Below are 17,089 nucleotides of genomic sequence, written 5' to 3'. Positions count from 1 at the left end.
GGCGGTGGCGATCCGACGGGCCCGGCCGGGGCCGAGGTCGCCGTACGGGAGGGCACCTCCACCGCGGTGGCCACCCTCGACGAGCAGTCGACCGAGGTGGCGGAGCGCCCCGCGCCGGCGAGGAAGACACCCGCGAAGAAAGCGGCCGCCGTGAAGACGCCGGCGAAGAAGGCTCCCGCGAAGAAGGCTCCCGCGAAGAAGGCTTCTGCGAAGAAGGCACCGGCGAAGAAGGCAGGCGCGGAGAAGACCCCCGCCGCGAAGGCCCCGGCGAAAAAGGCCGCCAAGAAGAAGGCCGCCACGAAGCAGAGTGCGGCCGCGAAGCGACAGAACAAGCCCACCGGCTCCAAGCCGACCGGGTCCGCACCGCGGCCGGCTGCCCGCGCGGACGCGCCCGCCGCGCCGACGTACAGCGCTCCGGCGGTGACGACGCCCGACGGCGACGCCGGACCCGCTCGGCCGACCGCCGTGCCGAACGCCCCCGCGGGCCCGGGCACCCCGGACGACGCCGCGCAGGCGCCGACCTACAGCGCACCCACGGCCGCCGGCCCCGCCGGTGACGCGCAGTCCGTCGACCCGACCCCGGCGGTGCCGACGCCGACCGTCCCGCCGGCGCCGGCCGCGGCCACGGGCGGCGACGCCGGCGGGGGGACCGGCGCCGACCGAGGCGGCCCGGACGGACCCGAGGCGCCGACGTACAGCGCTCCGGCGGCGACCACGCCCGACGGCGACGTCGGCCCCGCTCGGCCGACCGCCGTGCCGGACGCCCCCGCGGGGCCGGGCACCCCCGACGACGCCTCCCGGACACCGACGTACGGCGCGCCTGCGGTTACAGTCCTTGACGACGACGAGCTCTCGGTGACGACGACCCCGCCGATCGAGACGCTGCCCACCCCGGGCACGACAGGAGGTGAGACCGGATCGGACACCGAGACCGGTCAGATGTGACGATCGCGCCACACGACCCGGCCGAGCTGGCGGCGACGCCACCGGCACGCGACCCCGAGGCGCCCTTCGGCATCTACCTCCACGTGCCGTTCTGCTCCACCCGGTGCGGCTACTGCGACTTCAACACCTACACCGCCGGCGAACTCGGATCGGCGACCTCACCCGTCGACTGGGAACGCGCTGCCGCGATCGAGATCGAGAGGGCCGCGCAGGCGCTGTCCTCCGCCGGCGCGGCCCCGAAGGTCGACACCGTCTTCATCGGCGGGGGCACCCCGTCGCTGGTCGGCGCGGACGTCCTCGTCGGCCTCCTCGCGCGTATCGACGCCGCCTTCGGCCTGGCCCCCGGCGCGGAGGTCACCACGGAGAGCAACCCCGAGTCCACATCCCCCGAGTTCTTCGCGCGCCTGCGCGAGGGCGGGTTCACACGCATCTCGCTGGGCATGCAGTCCACCGCCGCGCACGTCCTGCGCATCCTCGATCGCACCCACACCCCCGGTCGGCCGCAGGAGGCGGTCGCCGAGGCGCTGCGGGCGGGGTTCGAGCACGTCAACCTCGACGTCATCTACGGCACGCCGGGGGAGACCGACGACGACCTCGCGCGGACCCTCGACGCGGTCGTCGGCGCCGGTGTCGACCATGTCTCCGCCTACTCGCTGATCGTCGAGGACGGCACCGCCCTGGCCCGCCGGATCCGCCGGGGCGAGATGCCGGGCACCGTCGACGATGTGCTCGCCGACCGGTACGAGCAGGTGGCCGACCGCCTCGCCCGGGCGGGGTTCCACTGGTACGAGGTCTCCAACTTCGCCACCGACTCCTCGGCGTACTGCCGCCACAACATGGGCTATTGGCGCGGCGGCGACTGGTGGGGCGTCGGGCCGGGTGCCCACTCCCACGTCGCCGGGGCCCGGTGGTGGAACGTCAAGCACCCCGCGCGCTACGCCGCCGAGTGCGACGCCGGTCGACTCCCCGTCGACGGCGGGGAACTGCTCGACGACTCCGACCGCCACATCGAGCGGATCATGACCGGGCTCCGACTGGCGGAGGGGCTCGGCGACGAGGCCTTCACCGCGGACGAGCGCGCCCGCGCCGACGAGCGCGTGGCGGCCGGGCTGCTGCGCCGCCGGGCGGCCGACGATCCCGCCGGCCCCGGGTACGCGCTGACCGAGGCGGGCCGTCTGCTCGCCGACGGCGTCGTCCGCGACGTGCTCGTGTGACGCCGCCGACTGGGCCATCAGTGCAGGAACTGGCATAGAATCGGCAGAACAACGGGCACAGGGGAGGAGCGGGTATGTCGAGTACGGCCGATCGTAGGACCGAGGTCTTGCGCGCGATCGTCTCCGACTACATCGCCTCCCACGAACCGGTCGGGTCCAAGGCCCTCGTCGACCGCCACTCGCTGGGCGTGTCCAGCGCGACCATCCGCAACGACATGGCGGTGCTCGAGGCCGAGGGGTTCATCGTTCAACCCCACACCAGCTCGGGGCGCGTGCCCACGGAGAAGGGCTACCGTCACTTCGTCGACTCGATCGAGGAGATCACCCCGCTCTCGCGGGCCGAGAAGCGGGCGATCCGGGCGTTCCTCGAGGGCGCGGTCGACCTCGACGACGTGCTCCGGCGCGCCGCCCGCCTGCTCTCCCAGCTCACGCGACAGGTCGCCGTCGTGCAGTACCCGGTCCTCGGCCGCTCGACGGTGCGCCACCTCGAGGTGGTGAGCCTGACCCCCACGCGCCTGCTGCTGGTCCTCATCACCGACACCGGCCGTGTCGACCAGCGGACGGTCGAGCTGGCCGCCCCGCTCACCGACGAGCACCTCGCCGAGCTGCGCGGCCTGCTGTCCGAGGCCGTCGCCGACAAGCGCCTGTCCGACGCCTCGGACGCCCTGGCCGCGACCGGCGAGCGCGCCCGGCCCGAGTACCGCGACGCCGTGGAGCGCTGCGTGACCGTGCTGGTGGAGACGCTCGTCGAGCACCCCGACGACCGCATCGTCCTGGGCGGCACCGCCAACCTCACCCGCAGCGCCGCCGACTTCGACGGCTCCCTGCGCTCGGTCCTCGAGGCCCTTGAGGAACAGGTGGTGATCCTGCGACTGCTCACCGCCGCCCACTCCGTGGGCCGGGGCGGCCCCGGCGGGGTGACCGTGCAGATCGGCGAGGAGACCCAGGCCGCCGAGATCCGCGGTGCCTCGGTGGTGTCCTCGCAGTACGGCGCGGAGGGGCAGACGTTCGGCGGGATGGGGGTGCTCGGGCCCACTCGGATGGACTACCCGGGAACAATCGCCTCGGTCGCCGCTGTTGCCCACTACGTGGGCGAACTCCTCACCGGGCGCTGACGCCCGTACGCTTCCCGCTGCGATCAGATCTTCCTCACGACGAAAGGCCACACGTGTCACGCGACTACTACGGGACCCTCGGGGTCGATAGGGGCGCCTCGGAGTCCGAGATCAAGCGCGCCTACCGCAAGCTCGCCCGCGAGCTCCACCCCGACGTCAACCCGTCGGACGAGGCGCGTGAGAAGTTCAGCGAGATCACCGCGATCTACGAGGTCCTCACCGACCCGGAGAAGCGCCGCATCGTCGACATGGGCGGCGACCCGCTCGACTCGTCCGGCGGTGGCGGTGGCTACGGCGGCGGTTTCGGCGGGGGCTTCGGCAGCGGCGGACTCGGCGACGTCTTCGAGGCCTTCTTCGGCGGCGGGGCCGGAGGCGGTGGACGCGGCCCCCGCAGCCGCGTCCAGCCCGGTTCGGACGCACTCATCCGCGTCACCCTCGGCCTGGACGAGTGCGCCACCGGCGTCACCAAGGAGATCCAGGTCGACACCGCCGTGCTGTGCGAGACGTGCCACGGCAAGGGCTCGGCCAGCGACAAGCCGCCGGCCACCTGCGGGATGTGCCAGGGCCAGGGTGAGATCCAGTCCGTCCAGCGATCGCTCCTGGGCAACATCATGACCAGCCGCCCCTGCCCGACCTGCGCGGGCACGGGCGAAATCATCACCGACCCGTGTGGTGAGTGCACCGGCCAGGGCCGCGTCCGCAAGCGCCGCACCGTCTCGGCCAAGATCCCCGCCGGCGTCGGCGGCGGCATGCGCATCCGCCTGGCGGGGCAGGGCGAGGTCGGCCCCGGCGGCGGGCCGGCCGGCGACCTCTACATCGAGGTCAACGAGCGCACCCACCCGGTATTCGTCCGCGACGGCGAGGACCTGCACTGCACGGTCCGCGTGCCGGTGGTCGACGCGATCCTCGGCGGCGAGGTGGAGCTCGAGACGGTGGTGGGCGAACCCCTGCAGATCGAGATCCCGGCCGGCACGCAGCCCGGCCACACCGTCACCCTCACCGGGCGCGGCATGCCCCGCGTCCGCGGTGGTGGCGCGGGTGACCTGACGGTCCACATGGAGGTCGTCATCCCGGAGAGGCTGGACCGCAAGCGCCGCGACCTCGTGGAGCAGCTGCGCCGCCTCGACGGTGACTCGGCCGAGGTCGTCAACGAGGACACCGCCCACCGCGGTGGCCTGTTCTCCCGCCTGCGCGACGCCGTCGCCGGGCACTGAGCCGCCGAGACACGACACCGAGAACCCCGGATACCGAGCCGCCCGTGACCCCCTCTTTGTTCCGCGCCGACACCGTCCCCGCCGTCGGCGAGACGGTCGTGCTCGACGGCCCCGAGGGCCGGCACGCCGGATCGGCGCTGCGGGTCCGCCCGGGGGAGGCGATCCGGGTCGGTGACGGCCGGGGCGCGGTGGCGGACTGTGTGGTGACGACGACGAGCTCCGGCCGCGTCGAGGCCGAGGTCGTCACCCGGGTCGACGTGCCACGCCCGACCCCCGAGGTCACCGTCGTCCAGGCCCTGCCCAAGTCCGAGCGGTCGGAACTGGCCGTCGAACTCGCCACCGAGGCCGGCGCCGACCGGATCGTGCCGTGGCAGGCGGACCGCTGCGTGAGCCGGTGGACCGGCCCCAAGGTGGACAAGGGTCGCACCAAGTGGACCAACGCCGCCCGGGCCGCCGCCAAACAGTCCCGCCGAGCCTGGGAGCCGGAGATCGGCGACCTCATCGACTCTACCGCGCTCGCCGCCCTCGTCGCCGCCGAGGTCGAGGGCGGGGCCAGCGCACTCGTGCTGCACGAGGAGGGCGCCGCCGGGTTCGCGGACGCGGTGACCGCGGGACCGACGGGGGAGCGGGTCCTCGTCGTCGTCGGCCCCGAGGGCGGGGTCTCCGACGCCGAACTCGACGCCCTCACCGCCGCCGGCGCCCGCCCGGTCGTCCTGGGCCCCGAGGTTCTCCGGACCTCCACCGCCGCGACGGTGGCGTTGGCCGCACTCGGCGTTCTCACCCCGAGATGGGCGGCCGCGCGGTCTACACTCGACCCAACCGCACCACGACACGGGAAGTGATCCACGTAAGCACCCCAGGAAACGACGCAGTCCCCGACCCCGGCGCCCCCGCCGACGGCGACCGGCGCGACCCCGGCGACACCCCCGCCCGCACGGCGGTCCAACTCGACCCCGACCTGGCGATGGCGGTGCTCGGCGCCGCCGACGCCAATCTCCGCGCCCTCGAGGACCTGCTCGCCGCCGACCTGCACGTGCGCGGCGGCACCATGACCATCTCCGGGGAGCCGCCCGACGTCGACCGCGCCTCCCGCGTCGTGTCCGACCTGCTGCGGCAGGCGCGCAGGGGAGTGGAGATCACCCCGGCGTCCGTGCGGCGCTCGGTGGAGATCCTCGCCGACTCCGGACCGCTCACGCCCGAGGAGGTCCTCGGCACCGACGTGCTGTCCCGCCGCGGCGGCATGATCCGGCCCAAGACGCTGGGGCAGAAGCGCTACGTCGACGCGATCGACGACCACACCATCGTGTTCGGCCTCGGACCCGCCGGTACCGGCAAGACCTACCTCGCCATGGCCAAGGCCGTCGCCGCGCTACGCGCCAAGGAGGTCAGCCGCATCATCCTCACCCGGCCCGCGGTCGAGGCGGGAGAGCGGTTGGGCTACCTGCCCGGCACCCTGCACGAGAAGATCGACCCGTACCTGCGGCCGCTGTACGACTCGCTGCACGACATGATGGACCCCGAGGCGATCCCCAAGCTCATGGCGGCCGGGGTGATCGAGGTGGCGCCGCTGGCATACATGCGCGGTCGCACGCTCAACGACTCATTCATCATCCTCGACGAGGCGCAGAACACCACGCCCGAGCAGATGAAGATGTTCCTCACCCGCCTGGGCTTCGGCTCCAAGATCGTCGTCACCGGCGACATCACCCAGATCGACCTGCCCGGCGGGCAGCGCTCCGGCCTCAAGGTCGTGCGCGACATCCTCTCCGGCGTCGACGACATCCACTTCTCCGAGCTCACGTCCCGCGACGTGATCCGGCACGCCCTCGTCGGCCGGATCGTCGACGCCTACGCCAAGCACGAAGCCCGCCTCGAACGGGGCGACCGACCCACCACCACACACAGGAACAGGGAGCAGCGCCGACGATGAGTATCGAGGTCGCCAACGAGTCGGGCGTGGAGGTCGACGAGGCCGAGCTCATCGACGTGGCCGCGTTCGTGATCGCCCGGATGGACGTGCACCCGGCCGCCGAGCTGTCGATCACGCTCGTCGACAAGGACACCATGGCCGACCTCCACGTCACGTGGATGAACCTGCCCGGCCCCACCGACGTGATGAGCTTCCCCATGGACGAGCTCACCCCCGGCGGCCGCCCCGACCTGCCCGAGCCCGGCCCCGCCATGCTCGGCGACATCGTCCTGTGCCCGGCGTTCGCCGCCGACCAGGCCGCCAGCTCCGGCCACCCGCTCGCGCACGAGCTCGCCCTGCTCACGGTCCACGGGTGCCTGCACCTGCTGGGCTACGACCACGCCGAGCCCGCCGAGGAGCGCGAGATGTTCGGCCTGCAGAACGAGCTGTTGGGCGAGTGGTACGACCACCGCGACGAGTCCCCGAGAGTGGACGCCTGAGTCGTGGACGCCACCATCTACACGGCCATCGCGGCCGTGGTGCTCATCCCCGTCGCCGGCCTGTTCGCCGCCCTCGACGCCGCTCTGAGCACGGTCTCCGTGGCGCGCGTCGAGGAGATGGCCAAGGACAACCGCTACGGCGCCGTCCGTCTGGCCAGGATGCTCGACGCCCGCCCGCGGTACATCAACGTCGCCGTCCTGCTGCACATGCTCAGCCTCATCGGCGCCGCCGTGCTGTTCACCGTGGTGTTCGACGAGTTCATCGACTCCCGCGCCTGGGCACTGGTCACCGCGGTCGTCGTCACCACCGTCGCCGCGTACATCGTCGCCGGGGTCGGGCCCCGCACCCTCGGCCGCCAGCACGCCTACACGCTCGCCCTGGGCGCGTCGACGCCGCTGACCGTGACCGGGGTCGTCCTGGGCCCCGTCGCGACCCTGCTGGTCGGCCTCGGCAACGCCGTCATCCCCGGCGGCGGCTTCCGCAACGGGCCCTTCGCCTCGGAGATCGAGCTGCTTGAGATCGTCGACATGGCCCGCGAGCGCGGCGTCGTGGCCGACGACGAGTCCCGCATGATCCAGTCGGTCTTCGAACTGGGTGACACGACCGCCCGCGAGGTCATGACCCCCCGCACCGAGATGGTGTGGATCGAGTCCGACAAGACCGTCGGCCAGGCCGCGCGGCTCACCGTCAAGTCCGGCTACTCCCGCATCCCCGTGGTCGACGGGGACAACTCCGACAACGTGGTGGGCGTGGTCTACCTCCGCGACATCGTGGCCCGCCTCGACGACCCCGACGGGCGCGCCGCCCCCGTCGCCGAGGTGATGCGCCCGGCGGTGTTCGTGCCCGACGCCAAGCGGATCGACGACCTGCTGGCCGAGATGCAGCGCGACCACAATCACCTGGCGATCCTCGTCGACGAGTACGGGGGCACCGCCGGACTCGTGTCGATCGAGGACATCCTCGAGGAGATCGTCGGCGAGATCGTCGACGAGTACGACACCACCGAGGTCCCGCCCGTCGAAGATCTGGGCGACGGCCGCTACCGGCTGTCCGCCCGGCTCGGGCTCGACGAGGTCGCGGACCTGTTCGACATCGAGTTCCCCGACGAGGTGTCCGAGGAGGTCGAGACCGTCGGCGGGCTGCTCGCCCTCGAACTCGGCCGCGTCCCCCTGCCCGGGGCGCACATCGTCACCAGCGGCCTCGACCTGCGGGCCGAGGGCGGCCACGACCGACGCGGGCGGGTGAAGGTGGTCACCGTGGTGGCCACACCCACCGAGACCGATGACGACGACACCGACGACCACCCCCGGCGCGAGGACAATCGATGAGTACTCCCGAGAACTACCGCAGCGGGTTCGTCAGTTTCGTGGGCCGACCCAACACGGGCAAGTCCACCCTGACCAACGCGCTGGTGGGCGAGAAGATCGCCATCACCTCCGCCAAACCCCAGACCACGCGGCACGCCATCCGCGGCATCGTCCACCGGCCCGACGCGCAGATCATCCTCGTCGACACCCCCGGCCTGCACCGCCCGCGCACACTGCTCGGGGAACGGCTCAACGCGCTGGTCGAGGACACCTACTCCGACGTCGACCTCATCGGCCTGTGCATCCCCGCCGGCGAGCGGATCGGCCCCGGCGACCGCTGGATCCTCGAACAGGTCCGCAAACTGTGCCCGACCACGCCGCTCCTGGGGCTGGTGACCAAGATCGACACGGTCTCCAAGCAGAAGGTCATGGAGCAGCTCGTCGCCGTCTCCGAGCTCCTCGGGCCGGACTCCGAGGTCGTGCCGGTCTCGGCCGCGTCCGGCGAGCAGGTCGACGTGGTGGCGGACGTCATCGCCTCACTGCTGCCCGAGGGGCCGCAGTTCTACCCGGACGACGTGGTGACCGAGGAGTCCGACGAGACCCGCATGGCCGAGCTCATCCGCGAGGCGGCCCTCGAGGGCGTGCGCGATGAGCTGCCGCACTCGATCGCGGTGACCATCGAGGAGGTCCTGCCGCACGAGGGCCGTGACGACATGGTGGACGTCCACGCCACGGTCTACGTCGAGCGGCAGAGTCAGAAGTCGATCGTGCTCGGCAAGGGCGGATCCCGCATGCGCGAGGTCGGCACCCGTGCCCGCGCCGGAATCGAGGCGCTGCTGGGCACCAAGGTGTACCTCGACCTGCACGTCAAAGTCCTCAAGGAGTGGCAGCGCGACCCCAAGATGCTGGGGCGCCTCGGCTTCTAGGCCGCGAGTGGGACAATGGGCACCTGCACGGTGCGATACGCGTCGCCCGCATGGTCGCGCGGATGATCGGCGCGGCGCGGGCGAACGACACGGAAGGAGGCCCGGGTGCATCCCTTCACCGACACGGGCCTCGTCGTGCGTACCTACGACCTGGGCGAGGCCGACCGCATCGTCACCCTGCTGACCGAACGTCACGGCCTCGTCCGCGCCGTGGCCCGCGCCGTGCGGCGCACCCGCTCCCGCATGGGCGCCAGCCTCGAGCCGTTCGCGGTGGTGGAGGTGCAGATCGCCCCGGGCCGCGGCAGCAGCGGGCTGGGCACGGTCCGCCAGGCCACCAGCCGCGAATCCCTCGCCCGTCCGCTGGTCGCGGACTACCCCGCGTACACGTCCGGCTGTGTGGTGCTGGAGACCGCCGAACGCCTGGCCGGCGAGGAGGGTGCTCCCACTCCGCGGTTGCTCGGCCTCGCCGTCGGCGCCCTGCGCTCCCTCGCCGAGCACCGCCGCGCGCCGGGGTTGGTCGCCGACGCGTTCCTCCTGCGCGCCATGGCCGCCTCCGGCTGGGAACCCGTCCTCGACTGCTGCGTGCGCTGCGGGGCCGTCGGTCCGCACCGGGCGTTCCACGTCGCGTCCGGCGGCACCGTGTGCGTGCACTGTCGGCCGCAGGGCTGTGCGATGCTCTCGCCGGGCGTCGCCGAGCACCTGTCTGCGCTGCTCGCCGGGCGTTGGGACGCGGTCGGGTTGTCTTCGCCCGCGGTGGTGCGGCAGGCCTCCGGCATCGCGGCCGCGCACCTGCAGTGGCATCTCGAGCGCGATCTGCGCAGCCTGCCTTTGGTCGATCGCGGACTGATCGGCGCGGATGCCGACGGATTCGTCGCCGCTCGTCCTGATTCCGCTCGGCCCGTCGATGCGGCTTGGCCCGTCGATGCGGCCCGGCCCGCCGATTCCGCCCCCGTCATCCCCGTTAAGGAGCCCCGTGCCCGGACTACCCAGATTCCGTAAGCGTTCCGCGCCGCAGGCGGCCACGGTCCGGCCGCCGACCCCGCATCCGTCGGGGGCGCGGCCGCCGGCCATCCCCGCCGAGTTCGTGCCCGGCCACGTCGCGCTGGTCATGGACGGCAACGGGCGCTGGGCGCAGGAGCGCGGTCTGCCCCGCACCGAGGGGCACAAGCGCGGCGAGGCCGTACTGATGGACGTGGTCCAGGGGTGCATCGAGATGGGCATCCCGTACCTGTCCGCGTACGCGTTCTCCACCGAGAACTGGAAGCGCAGCCCGGAGGAGGTGCGGTTCCTCATGGGCTTCAACCGCGACGTCCTGCGGCGACGTCGCGACGAGATGCACGCCCTCGGGGTGCGCGTGCGGTGGGCCGGCCGGCGACCGCGGCTGTGGGGGTCGGTCATCAAAGAGCTCGAGGAGGCGGAAGAGCTCACCCGCGACAACACGGTCATGACCCTGGCCATGTGCGTGAACTACGGCGGCCGGGCCGAGATCGTCGACGCCGCGCGCGACATCGCCCGCCGTGTGGCCGCCGGCGAGCTGGGGCCCGACGACATCACCGAGGAGAACTTCGCCGACTTCCTCGACGAGCCCGACATGCCGGACGTCGACCTGTTCCTGCGCCCGTCGGGGGAGCTGCGCACGTCGAATTTCCTGCTGTGGCAGAGCGCGTACGCCGAGTTCGTCTTCCAGGACACCTTGTTCCCGGACTTCGATCGCCGAGACCTGTGGGCGGCCTGTCTGGAGTACGCGGAACGCGACCGGCGCTTCGGCGGCGTCGCCCCGGCCTGAGACGGCGGAGGCTCGTACTCCCGCCGCCAGGCCGCGCATGCCACGCAGCCGCCCCCGGGGCTGGCGTCTCGCTTCCTGGGATCGCGTTTCGCTCCTGAACTTGGCGTCTCGCTCGGGCGGGGTCCGCGCAGCCGCTCCTGGGGATGGCGTCTCGCTCTCGAGCCTGGCGTCTCGCGCGTGGGCATGCCGCGCAGCCGCTCCCGCAGATGGCGTCTCGCGCCTGCGGATGTACGCCCGGGAGACAGCCGCGCGCGGGCATGGCGTGTCGCCTGCGCATCGGTACGCGCCAGACGACATGGCGGCGGGCGGCTGTGGCCGGGCGGGCCTGCGGCGGCTCAGTCGGCGGTGGGCTCGGCCCCGGCCTCGGCGCACCGTGCGCAGACGCCGAACAGCTCGACCGTGTGACTGACTTCGGTGAACCCGTGGGCCCGGCCCGCGCGGTGGGCCCACACCTCGACCCCCGGTTCCTCGACCTCCACGGTGAACCCACAGATCCGGCACACCAGGTGATGGTGGTGCGAGTCGGAGCATTTGCGGAAGATCAGCTCTCCGGAGTCGGTGCGCAGCACGTCAACTGCGCCGGCGTCGGCCATCGACTGCAGGGTCCGGTACACGGTGGTGAGCCCGATCGTGTCGCCTCGATCGCGCAGCTCGGCGTGCAGGTCCTGCGCTGAACGGAAACCTTTGGACTCGTCGAGGAGACCCGAGATCGCGCTGCGCTGTCGGGTGGAGCGCACGCCGATGGGCCTGCGGGAAGAGGTCATGGCCCTACTGCTCCCCGGCGTGCCCGACGGCCGCCTCGACGATGTTGAGCATGTGCCCGTCGAGCAGCTCGTAGCGCATCTCGCGTCCCTGCCGGTGGGACGAGACCACGCCCGAGGACTTGAGCACACGCAGGTGCTGGCTCACTAGTGGCTGGGCGACCCCCAGAGCGTCGACGAGTTCGTGGACGCACCGCGGCCCCTCCCGCAGCTGCAGGACGATCGCGATGCGCAGCGGCGCGGACAGGGCCCGCAGGAGCTCCCCCGCCGCGGACACCACACGGTCGGGCGGGAGGGGGACCGGGACGGCCCTGTGGTCGGAGTCGTGGACGTCCGCGACCGGTTGGGGACCGGTCGATCGGGGTCCGGGTGCCATCGTCTCCACCTTCCGGGCTCGAGGTCGTACTCGGTCGCCGCCGGCGCCGTGTCGGGTAGGGGACCCCAGTATCCCAGACCCGTGGGGTCGACCGGATACCCTGGTGAGAAGTGCCCGGGCGCAGGCCCGCGCCGAGGTCGTCCACCCCGACACCTCCGCCAACCGACTCATCAGAGGGAGAACCCCCGACGTGGCATCCTCAGCGTCCGTCATCGACACCGTCGTCAATCTCTGCAAGCGCCGGGGACTGGTGTACCAGTGTGGCGAGATCTACGGCGGGACGCGCTCGGCGTGGGACTACGGCCCCCTGGGCGTGGAGCTCAAGGACAACATCAAGAAGCAGTGGTGGCGCACGTTCGTCACGGGCCGCGAGGACGTCGTGGGCTTGGACTCCTCGATCATCCTGCCCCGCCAGGTGTGGCAGGCCTCGGGCCACGTCGAGACCTTCACGGATCCGCTCGTGGAGTGCCGCAACTGCCACACCCGCCTGCGTCAGGACCACCTGCAGGAGGCGTACGCCGCCAAAAAGAAGCTCGACTCGGTGGCCGACGCCCCGATGACCGAGATCGCGTGCCCCAACTGCGGCACCAAGGGGCAGTGGACCGATCCGCAGCTGTTCTCCGGCCTGATGAAGACGTACCTCGGCCCCGTGGACAACGAGACCGGCCTGCACTATCTGCGTCCGGAGACCGCGCAGGGCATCTTCATCAACTACAAGAACGTCATGACCACGGCCCGGCGTAAGCCGCCGTTCGGCATCGGTCAGATCGGCAAGGCGTTCCGCAACGAGATCACCCCCGGCAACTTCATCTTCCGCACCCGCGAGTTCGAGCAGATGGAGATCGAGTTCTTCGTCAAGCCCGATGAGGCCGACGAGTGGTTCAAGCGCTGGGTCGAGGACTGCTGGGACTGGTTCGTCGACCTGGGCATCGACGCGGAGAACATGCGCCGCTTCGACGTCCCCGACGACGAGCGCGCGCACTACTCGGCGGGCACCATCGACTTCGAGTACAAGTTCGGGTTCTCCGGCAACGAGTGGGGCGAACTCATGGGCGTCGCCAACCGCACCGACTACGACCTGACCCAGCACCAGACCCACTCCGGTGAGGATCTGCAGTACTTCGACCAGGCCTCGGGCGAGAAGTACGTGCCCTACGTCATCGAGCCGAGCTTCGGTCTGACCCGGTCGCTCATGGCGTTCCTCATCGACGCCTACACCGAGGACGAGGCCCCCAACGCCAAGGGCGGCGTGGACACCCGCACGGTGCTCAAGCTGGACCGCCGGCTCGCGCCGATCAAAGCCGCGGTGCTGCCGCTGTCCCGCAACGCCGACCTGTCTCCCAAGGCCCGAGACCTGGCGGCCCAGCTGCGGAAGAACTGGAACGTGGACTTCGACGATGCGCAGGCGATCGGCCGACGCTACCGTCGCCACGACGAGATCGGCACCCCGTTCTGCATCACCGTGGACTTCGACACGCTCGAGGACCAGGCCGTCACGATCCGCGAGCGCGACACCATGGCGCAGGAACGCGTGGCCATCGACCAGGTGGAGGGGTACCTCGCCCAGCGCCTGATCGGGTGCTGACGGGCGCCCCTGGCACACTGGTCGGGTGAGAAGTTCCGGGTCCCCGCTCCGCGCGGTGTCCAGGGCCGTCAGCTGGGTCCTGACCATCGCACTGCTGTTGTGCCTGGTCATCCCCGGGTTCATCGCGTTCCGCGTCTGGCACGTCGCGCGGATCGATGACCGCACGCCGGCGGACGCGATCGTCGTGCTGGGGGCCGCCCAGTACAACGGCGTACCGACCCCGGTGTTCCAGGCGCGACTCGAACACGCGGCCCTGCTGTACGACGAGGGGGTCGCGCCGCAGATCATCACGGTCGGCGGTGGTCAGCCCGGTGACCTGTACACCGAGGCCGGGTCCGGCCGGGCCTATCTGACCCGGCTGGGCGTGCCCCCCGAGGCCGTCCTGGCGGTGGAGACCGGAACGAACACCGAGGGCAGCCTGGACGCCGTGGCGCAGACGGTGCGTGACCAGGGCGGACAGTCGGTGGTGTTGGTCAGCGACCCCACGCACTCGTACCGCTCGCGGATGATGGCCCGCGATGCCGGACTGGACGCGTGGACCTCACCGACCCGGCACGGGCCGGCGGTGTGGACCCGCGAGAACCAGATCATGAGCATCATCCGGGAGACCGGCGCGGTGCTCTGGTACCAGTACCACCGGATCGTCGGTAGCGATGTGGACTTCCCGGGATGAGCCGGCGACCCGGGGACGACGGGGGCGGCGACGCCCGGAGGGGACGGGCATGACGGGTTACGCGTACGAGGCGGCGGACGCCGAGCGGCGCGTGGACGAGGGGGCGGGACGCGCCCGGGGCAAGGCCAGTGAGCGCAGTCCGTTCGACCGCGACCGCGCCCGCGTCCTGCACTCGGCTGCACTGCGACGACTCGCCGACAAGACCCAGGTGGTGGGCCCCGGTGACGGGGACACCCCGCGCACCCGGCTCACCCATTCGCTCGAGGTGGCGCAGATCTCGCGCAGCATCGCCGCAGGTCTGGGCTGCGACCCGGACCTGGCGGACCTCGCGGGTCTGAGTCACGACATCGGCCATCCCCCCTACGGCCACAACGGCGAGCGTGCTCTGGACGAGGTCGCCCGCTCCTTCGGCGGTTACGAGGGCAACGCGCAGACCGTGCGGATCCTGTCCCGGCTCGAGCCCAAGGTCGTCGACGGGGACGGTCGCGGGGTGGGGCTGAACCTCACCCGCGCCGCCCTCGACGCGGCCACCAAGTACCCGTGGCTGCCGCGGGAGGGGACGCGGAAGTTCGGTGCCTACCCCGACGACGCCGACACCCTCACGTGGATCCGGCAGGGCGCGCCCGGGGACACCCGGTGCCTGGAGGCTCAGATCATGGACTTCTCCGACGACGTGGCCTACTCGGTGCACGACGTGGAGGACGCGATCGTCGCCGGCCGACTGGACCTGCGATCGCTGACGGACCGGTCGGAGGTCGCCGCGCTCGCCGAGCTGGGCGCGGCCGAGTTCCGCGGCCCGGACACCGACCAGTTGGAGCAGGCCGCCGGGCGCCTGGGTTCGCTCGAGGTGGTCCGTGCGGTGCAGCCGTTCGACGAGAGCTTCGCCGGGTTCGTCGCGCTCAAGGCCCTTACCAGCGAGCTGGTCGGCCGCTTCGTCATGCCCGCCATCCATGCGACCCGCGAGGTGCACGGCGCGAAGCCGCACGGTCGCTACAGTGCCGATCTCGAGGTGCCGGTCGAGGTCGAGGCCGAGGTCGTCATGCTCAAGACGATGGCCGTCCGCTACGTGATGAGCGATCCGGGGCACCGCCTGAGGCAGGACCGGCAGCGCGACCGGATCCACCGGGTCGCGGAGTTCCTGGCGCAGTCCGCGCCGGCGGGACTCGATCCGGTGCTGCGGCCGCTGTGGGACGCGGCCCCCGACGACGCTGCGCGCATGCGGGTCATCGTCGATCAGATCGCCCTGTACACCGAGAGCCGCCTCGAGCGTGTCGACCGCGCGAGCGCCGGCATCCAGGCCGCCTGGGGCTGACCCCGGGATCCGCGGCTGCCACTCGGCGGGCGCGGCGACCGACCGAGGCGGGCACCCGTCGGTCAGCCGACCGCGCGTGCGACTTCGCCGACCAGCCGGTCCACGCCCACCTCGTCGAGGCTCGAGCCGGGGGTGAATCCCGTGCGCACCACCACGAGATCGGCCGAGGGGACCACCACGACGTACTGCCCGTCGTGACCGGACGCCCAGTAGGCATCGGCCGGCATCCGGCCAAACCGGAGCGGGCCACCGTCATCGGCCTGGTTGAGCCACCACTGGGCGCCGTAGGGCTCGGGTTCGCCGCCCGCCGCGACGCCCGTGGTCGCGTAGTCCATCCACCCCTCTGGAAGGAGCCGCTGTCCGTCCACCTCGCCGTCGTCCATCACGAACTGACCGAACCGCGCCCAGTCCCGGGGACTCGCCCACAGGTACGAGCTGCACACCGACCCGCCGGACGCGTCGGCCTCGAGGACGGCGCTGCGCATGCCGAGCGGGCGGAACAGCAACTCCTCGGCCATCTCGGGTCCCATCCCGGTCCGCTCGTGCAGGAGGTCGCAGAGGATGTTGGTGGTGCCGGAGGAGTACTGGCGGTACTCACCCGGGTTGTGGGCGGGCCGCTGGGACGCGGCGTAGTCGGCCATGTCCGGCTCGAGGTAGAGCATCCGGGTGACCGGGGTGCCGAGGTCGTACTCCTCGTCCCACTCGAGGCCGGAGGTCATGCGCAGCAGGTGGTCGAGTGAGATCCGCGCCCGCTCGTCGGTCCACTCGGGGCGGAGCGCGGTGGTGGCCGGGTCGAGGTCGGCGTCGGGGAATTCGAGCTGCGCACGCCCGACGAGCGTGGAGGCCACGCTCTTGGCCATGGACCAGCCGAGCTGGCGGGTGTCGGGGCCGAAACCGTCGGCGTACCACTCGTCGAGGATCTCGCCGCGATGGACGACGACGAGGCCCCGCGTCCCCTCGTGCGCCGCGGTCTCCTCGAGGGTCGCGGAGACCTCGTCCGGGACGTCGGTCGCCTCGGCGAGCCGGACGCCCGGGCCGCCGTCCTCGCGCAGCGGCGGGGGCGGTTCAGCGCTCTCGGCTCCCGCGGCGCGGCCACCGAGGGCGCAGCCGTGCTCGGAGACGTGCGCGGTCTGCCGGAAGCCGATCCCGAGCACGGAGGCGGTGGCGGTCCCGGCCTCGTCGTCGATCGCCGTGCGCAGGTAGGGCACGAGCGGGTTGGGCGGCAGGTCGGACTCGTGGTCCTCGCGCCCGACGAGGAAGTGCAGGGCGCACGCGTTGTGCGCGGCGTATCCGGTGCCGGTGAGCAGCAGGGGGCGGAAGTACACGCCGGCCGCGACCACGGCGCCGACCAGGAGGACGAGGACCGCGAACACCGCGATGAGCACTTTCCGCCGACGTGTCATGAACAGAGAGGGTAGCCAGCGGGTCCGACAGCGCGGTCAGAACCGCCCGCCCGCACCTCCGC

16 protein-coding genes are annotated in these 17,089 nt (G+C 72.0%); 13 read left to right on the top strand and 3 right to left on the bottom strand.

Annotated elements, in window-relative coordinates:
- Positions 1-947: 947 nt before the first annotated feature.
- The 10 genes from hemW to KHA85_RS09990 all read left to right on the top strand — a co-directional run bounded on the left by hemW (position 948) and on the right by KHA85_RS09990 (position 10,917).
- Positions 948-2,159, top strand: a complete 1,212-nt coding sequence (gene hemW / locus KHA85_RS10035; protein ID WP_308936917.1) for a radical SAM family heme chaperone HemW — start codon at positions 948-950, stop codon at positions 2,157-2,159.
- A 74-nt stretch (positions 2,160-2,233) separates the two neighbouring features.
- On the top strand, positions 2,234-3,274 hold the full coding sequence (gene hrcA / locus KHA85_RS10030) for a heat-inducible transcriptional repressor HrcA (protein WP_063974049.1): 1,041 nt from the start codon (positions 2,234-2,236) through the stop codon (positions 3,272-3,274).
- Positions 3,275-3,327: 53 nt separating this feature from the next.
- Positions 3,328-4,488 (top strand): molecular chaperone DnaJ, encoded by a 1,161-nt coding sequence (gene dnaJ, locus KHA85_RS10025; protein ID WP_213185683.1) that lies wholly within the window; start codon positions 3,328-3,330, stop codon positions 4,486-4,488.
- Between the two features lie 44 nt (positions 4,489-4,532).
- The gene (locus KHA85_RS10020) at positions 4,533-5,330 is read left to right on the top strand and encodes a 16S rRNA (uracil(1498)-N(3))-methyltransferase (protein WP_213185682.1); all 798 of its coding nucleotides are present in this window, start codon (positions 4,533-4,535) and stop codon (positions 5,328-5,330) included.
- Positions 5,327-6,418 (top strand): PhoH family protein, encoded by a 1,092-nt coding sequence (locus tag KHA85_RS10015; protein ID WP_007626432.1) that lies wholly within the window; start codon positions 5,327-5,329, stop codon positions 6,416-6,418. The genes KHA85_RS10020 and KHA85_RS10015 overlap by 4 nt, the downstream gene beginning before the upstream one ends.
- Positions 6,415-6,897, top strand: a complete 483-nt coding sequence (gene ybeY / locus KHA85_RS10010; RefSeq protein ID WP_007626431.1) for an rRNA maturation RNase YbeY — start codon at positions 6,415-6,417, stop codon at positions 6,895-6,897. The genes KHA85_RS10015 and ybeY overlap by 4 nt, the downstream gene beginning before the upstream one ends.
- A gap of 3 nt (positions 6,898-6,900) precedes the next feature.
- The gene (locus tag KHA85_RS10005) at positions 6,901-8,226 is read left to right on the top strand and encodes a hemolysin family protein (RefSeq protein WP_213185681.1); all 1,326 of its coding nucleotides are present in this window, start codon (positions 6,901-6,903) and stop codon (positions 8,224-8,226) included.
- Positions 8,223-9,131, top strand: coding sequence for a GTPase Era (gene era, locus KHA85_RS10000; protein ID WP_063974053.1), 909 nt, complete (start codon positions 8,223-8,225; stop codon positions 9,129-9,131). The genes KHA85_RS10005 and era overlap by 4 nt, the downstream gene beginning before the upstream one ends.
- A gap of 105 nt (positions 9,132-9,236) precedes the next feature.
- Positions 9,237-10,130, top strand: coding sequence for a DNA repair protein RecO (gene recO / locus KHA85_RS09995; protein WP_213185680.1), 894 nt, complete (start codon positions 9,237-9,239; stop codon positions 10,128-10,130).
- Positions 10,105-10,917, top strand: a complete 813-nt coding sequence (locus tag KHA85_RS09990; RefSeq protein WP_061913729.1) for an isoprenyl transferase — start codon at positions 10,105-10,107, stop codon at positions 10,915-10,917. The genes recO and KHA85_RS09990 overlap by 26 nt, the downstream gene beginning before the upstream one ends.
- 335 nt (positions 10,918-11,252) lie before the next feature.
- Here the strand turns inward: KHA85_RS09990 and KHA85_RS09985 are convergent, their stop codons facing one another.
- Positions 11,253-11,681: a Fur family transcriptional regulator gene (locus KHA85_RS09985; RefSeq protein WP_061913731.1), complete on the bottom strand. Its 429-nt coding sequence runs from the start codon at positions 11,679-11,681 to the stop codon at positions 11,253-11,255.
- 4 nt (positions 11,682-11,685) lie between these two features.
- Positions 11,686-12,054, bottom strand: a complete 369-nt coding sequence (locus KHA85_RS09980; RefSeq protein WP_043565829.1) for an ArsR/SmtB family transcription factor — start codon at positions 12,052-12,054, stop codon at positions 11,686-11,688.
- 190 nt (positions 12,055-12,244) lie between these two features.
- Here KHA85_RS09980 and KHA85_RS09975 point away from each other — a divergent pair, with 190 nt between their 5' ends.
- The 3 genes from KHA85_RS09975 to KHA85_RS09965 are packed head-to-tail and all read left to right on the top strand — an operon-like array spanning position 12,245 to position 15,624.
- A complete protein-coding gene (locus tag KHA85_RS09975) occupies positions 12,245-13,639 on the top strand; it encodes a glycine--tRNA ligase (protein ID WP_213185679.1) in 1,395 nt (464 codons plus the stop codon).
- A gap of 55 nt (positions 13,640-13,694) precedes the next feature.
- Complete coding sequence (locus tag KHA85_RS09970) at positions 13,695-14,312, top strand: YdcF family protein (protein ID WP_063974057.1); 618 nt, start codon at positions 13,695-13,697, stop codon at positions 14,310-14,312.
- 49 nt (positions 14,313-14,361) lie between these two features.
- Positions 14,362-15,624 (top strand): deoxyguanosinetriphosphate triphosphohydrolase, encoded by a 1,263-nt coding sequence (locus KHA85_RS09965; protein ID WP_213185678.1) that lies wholly within the window; start codon positions 14,362-14,364, stop codon positions 15,622-15,624.
- Positions 15,625-15,686: 62 nt separating this feature from the next.
- Here the strand turns inward: KHA85_RS09965 and KHA85_RS09960 are convergent, their stop codons facing one another.
- The gene (locus tag KHA85_RS09960; protein ID WP_213185677.1) at positions 15,687-17,027 is read right to left on the bottom strand and encodes a serine hydrolase domain-containing protein; all 1,341 of its coding nucleotides are present in this window, start codon (positions 17,025-17,027) and stop codon (positions 15,687-15,689) included.
- Between the last annotated feature and the right edge of the window lie 62 nt (positions 17,028-17,089).

It is taken from the genome of Dietzia massiliensis, from assembly GCF_018390595.1.
Classification (GTDB): domain Bacteria; phylum Actinomycetota; class Actinomycetes; order Mycobacteriales; family Mycobacteriaceae; genus Dietzia; species Dietzia massiliensis.
Note: the sequence above shows the minus strand (reverse complement) of the source record. Positions and strands in the feature narration are given on the sequence as shown.

Bases quoted from the DNA above. Each gene is read 5' to 3' on its own strand.
- hrcA (WP_063974049.1), top strand. From the start codon at position 2,234: ATGTCGAGTACGGCCGATCGTAGGACCGAGGTCTTGCGCGCGATCGTC.
- ybeY (WP_007626431.1), top strand. From the start codon at position 6,415: ATGAGTATCGAGGTCGCCAACGAGTCGGGCGTGGAGGTCGACGAGGCC.
- era (WP_063974053.1), top strand. From the start codon at position 8,223: ATGAGTACTCCCGAGAACTACCGCAGCGGGTTCGTCAGTTTCGTGGGC.
- KHA85_RS09985 (WP_061913731.1), bottom strand. From the start codon at position 11,681: ATGACCTCTTCCCGCAGGCCCATCGGCGTGCGCTCCACCCGACAGCGC.
- KHA85_RS09980 (WP_043565829.1), bottom strand. From the start codon at position 12,054: ATGGCACCCGGACCCCGATCGACCGGTCCCCAACCGGTCGCGGACGTC.
- KHA85_RS09965 (WP_213185678.1), top strand. From the start codon at position 14,362: ATGACGGGTTACGCGTACGAGGCGGCGGACGCCGAGCGGCGCGTGGAC.
- KHA85_RS09960 (WP_213185677.1), bottom strand. From the start codon at position 17,027: ATGACACGTCGGCGGAAAGTGCTCATCGCGGTGTTCGCGGTCCTCGTC.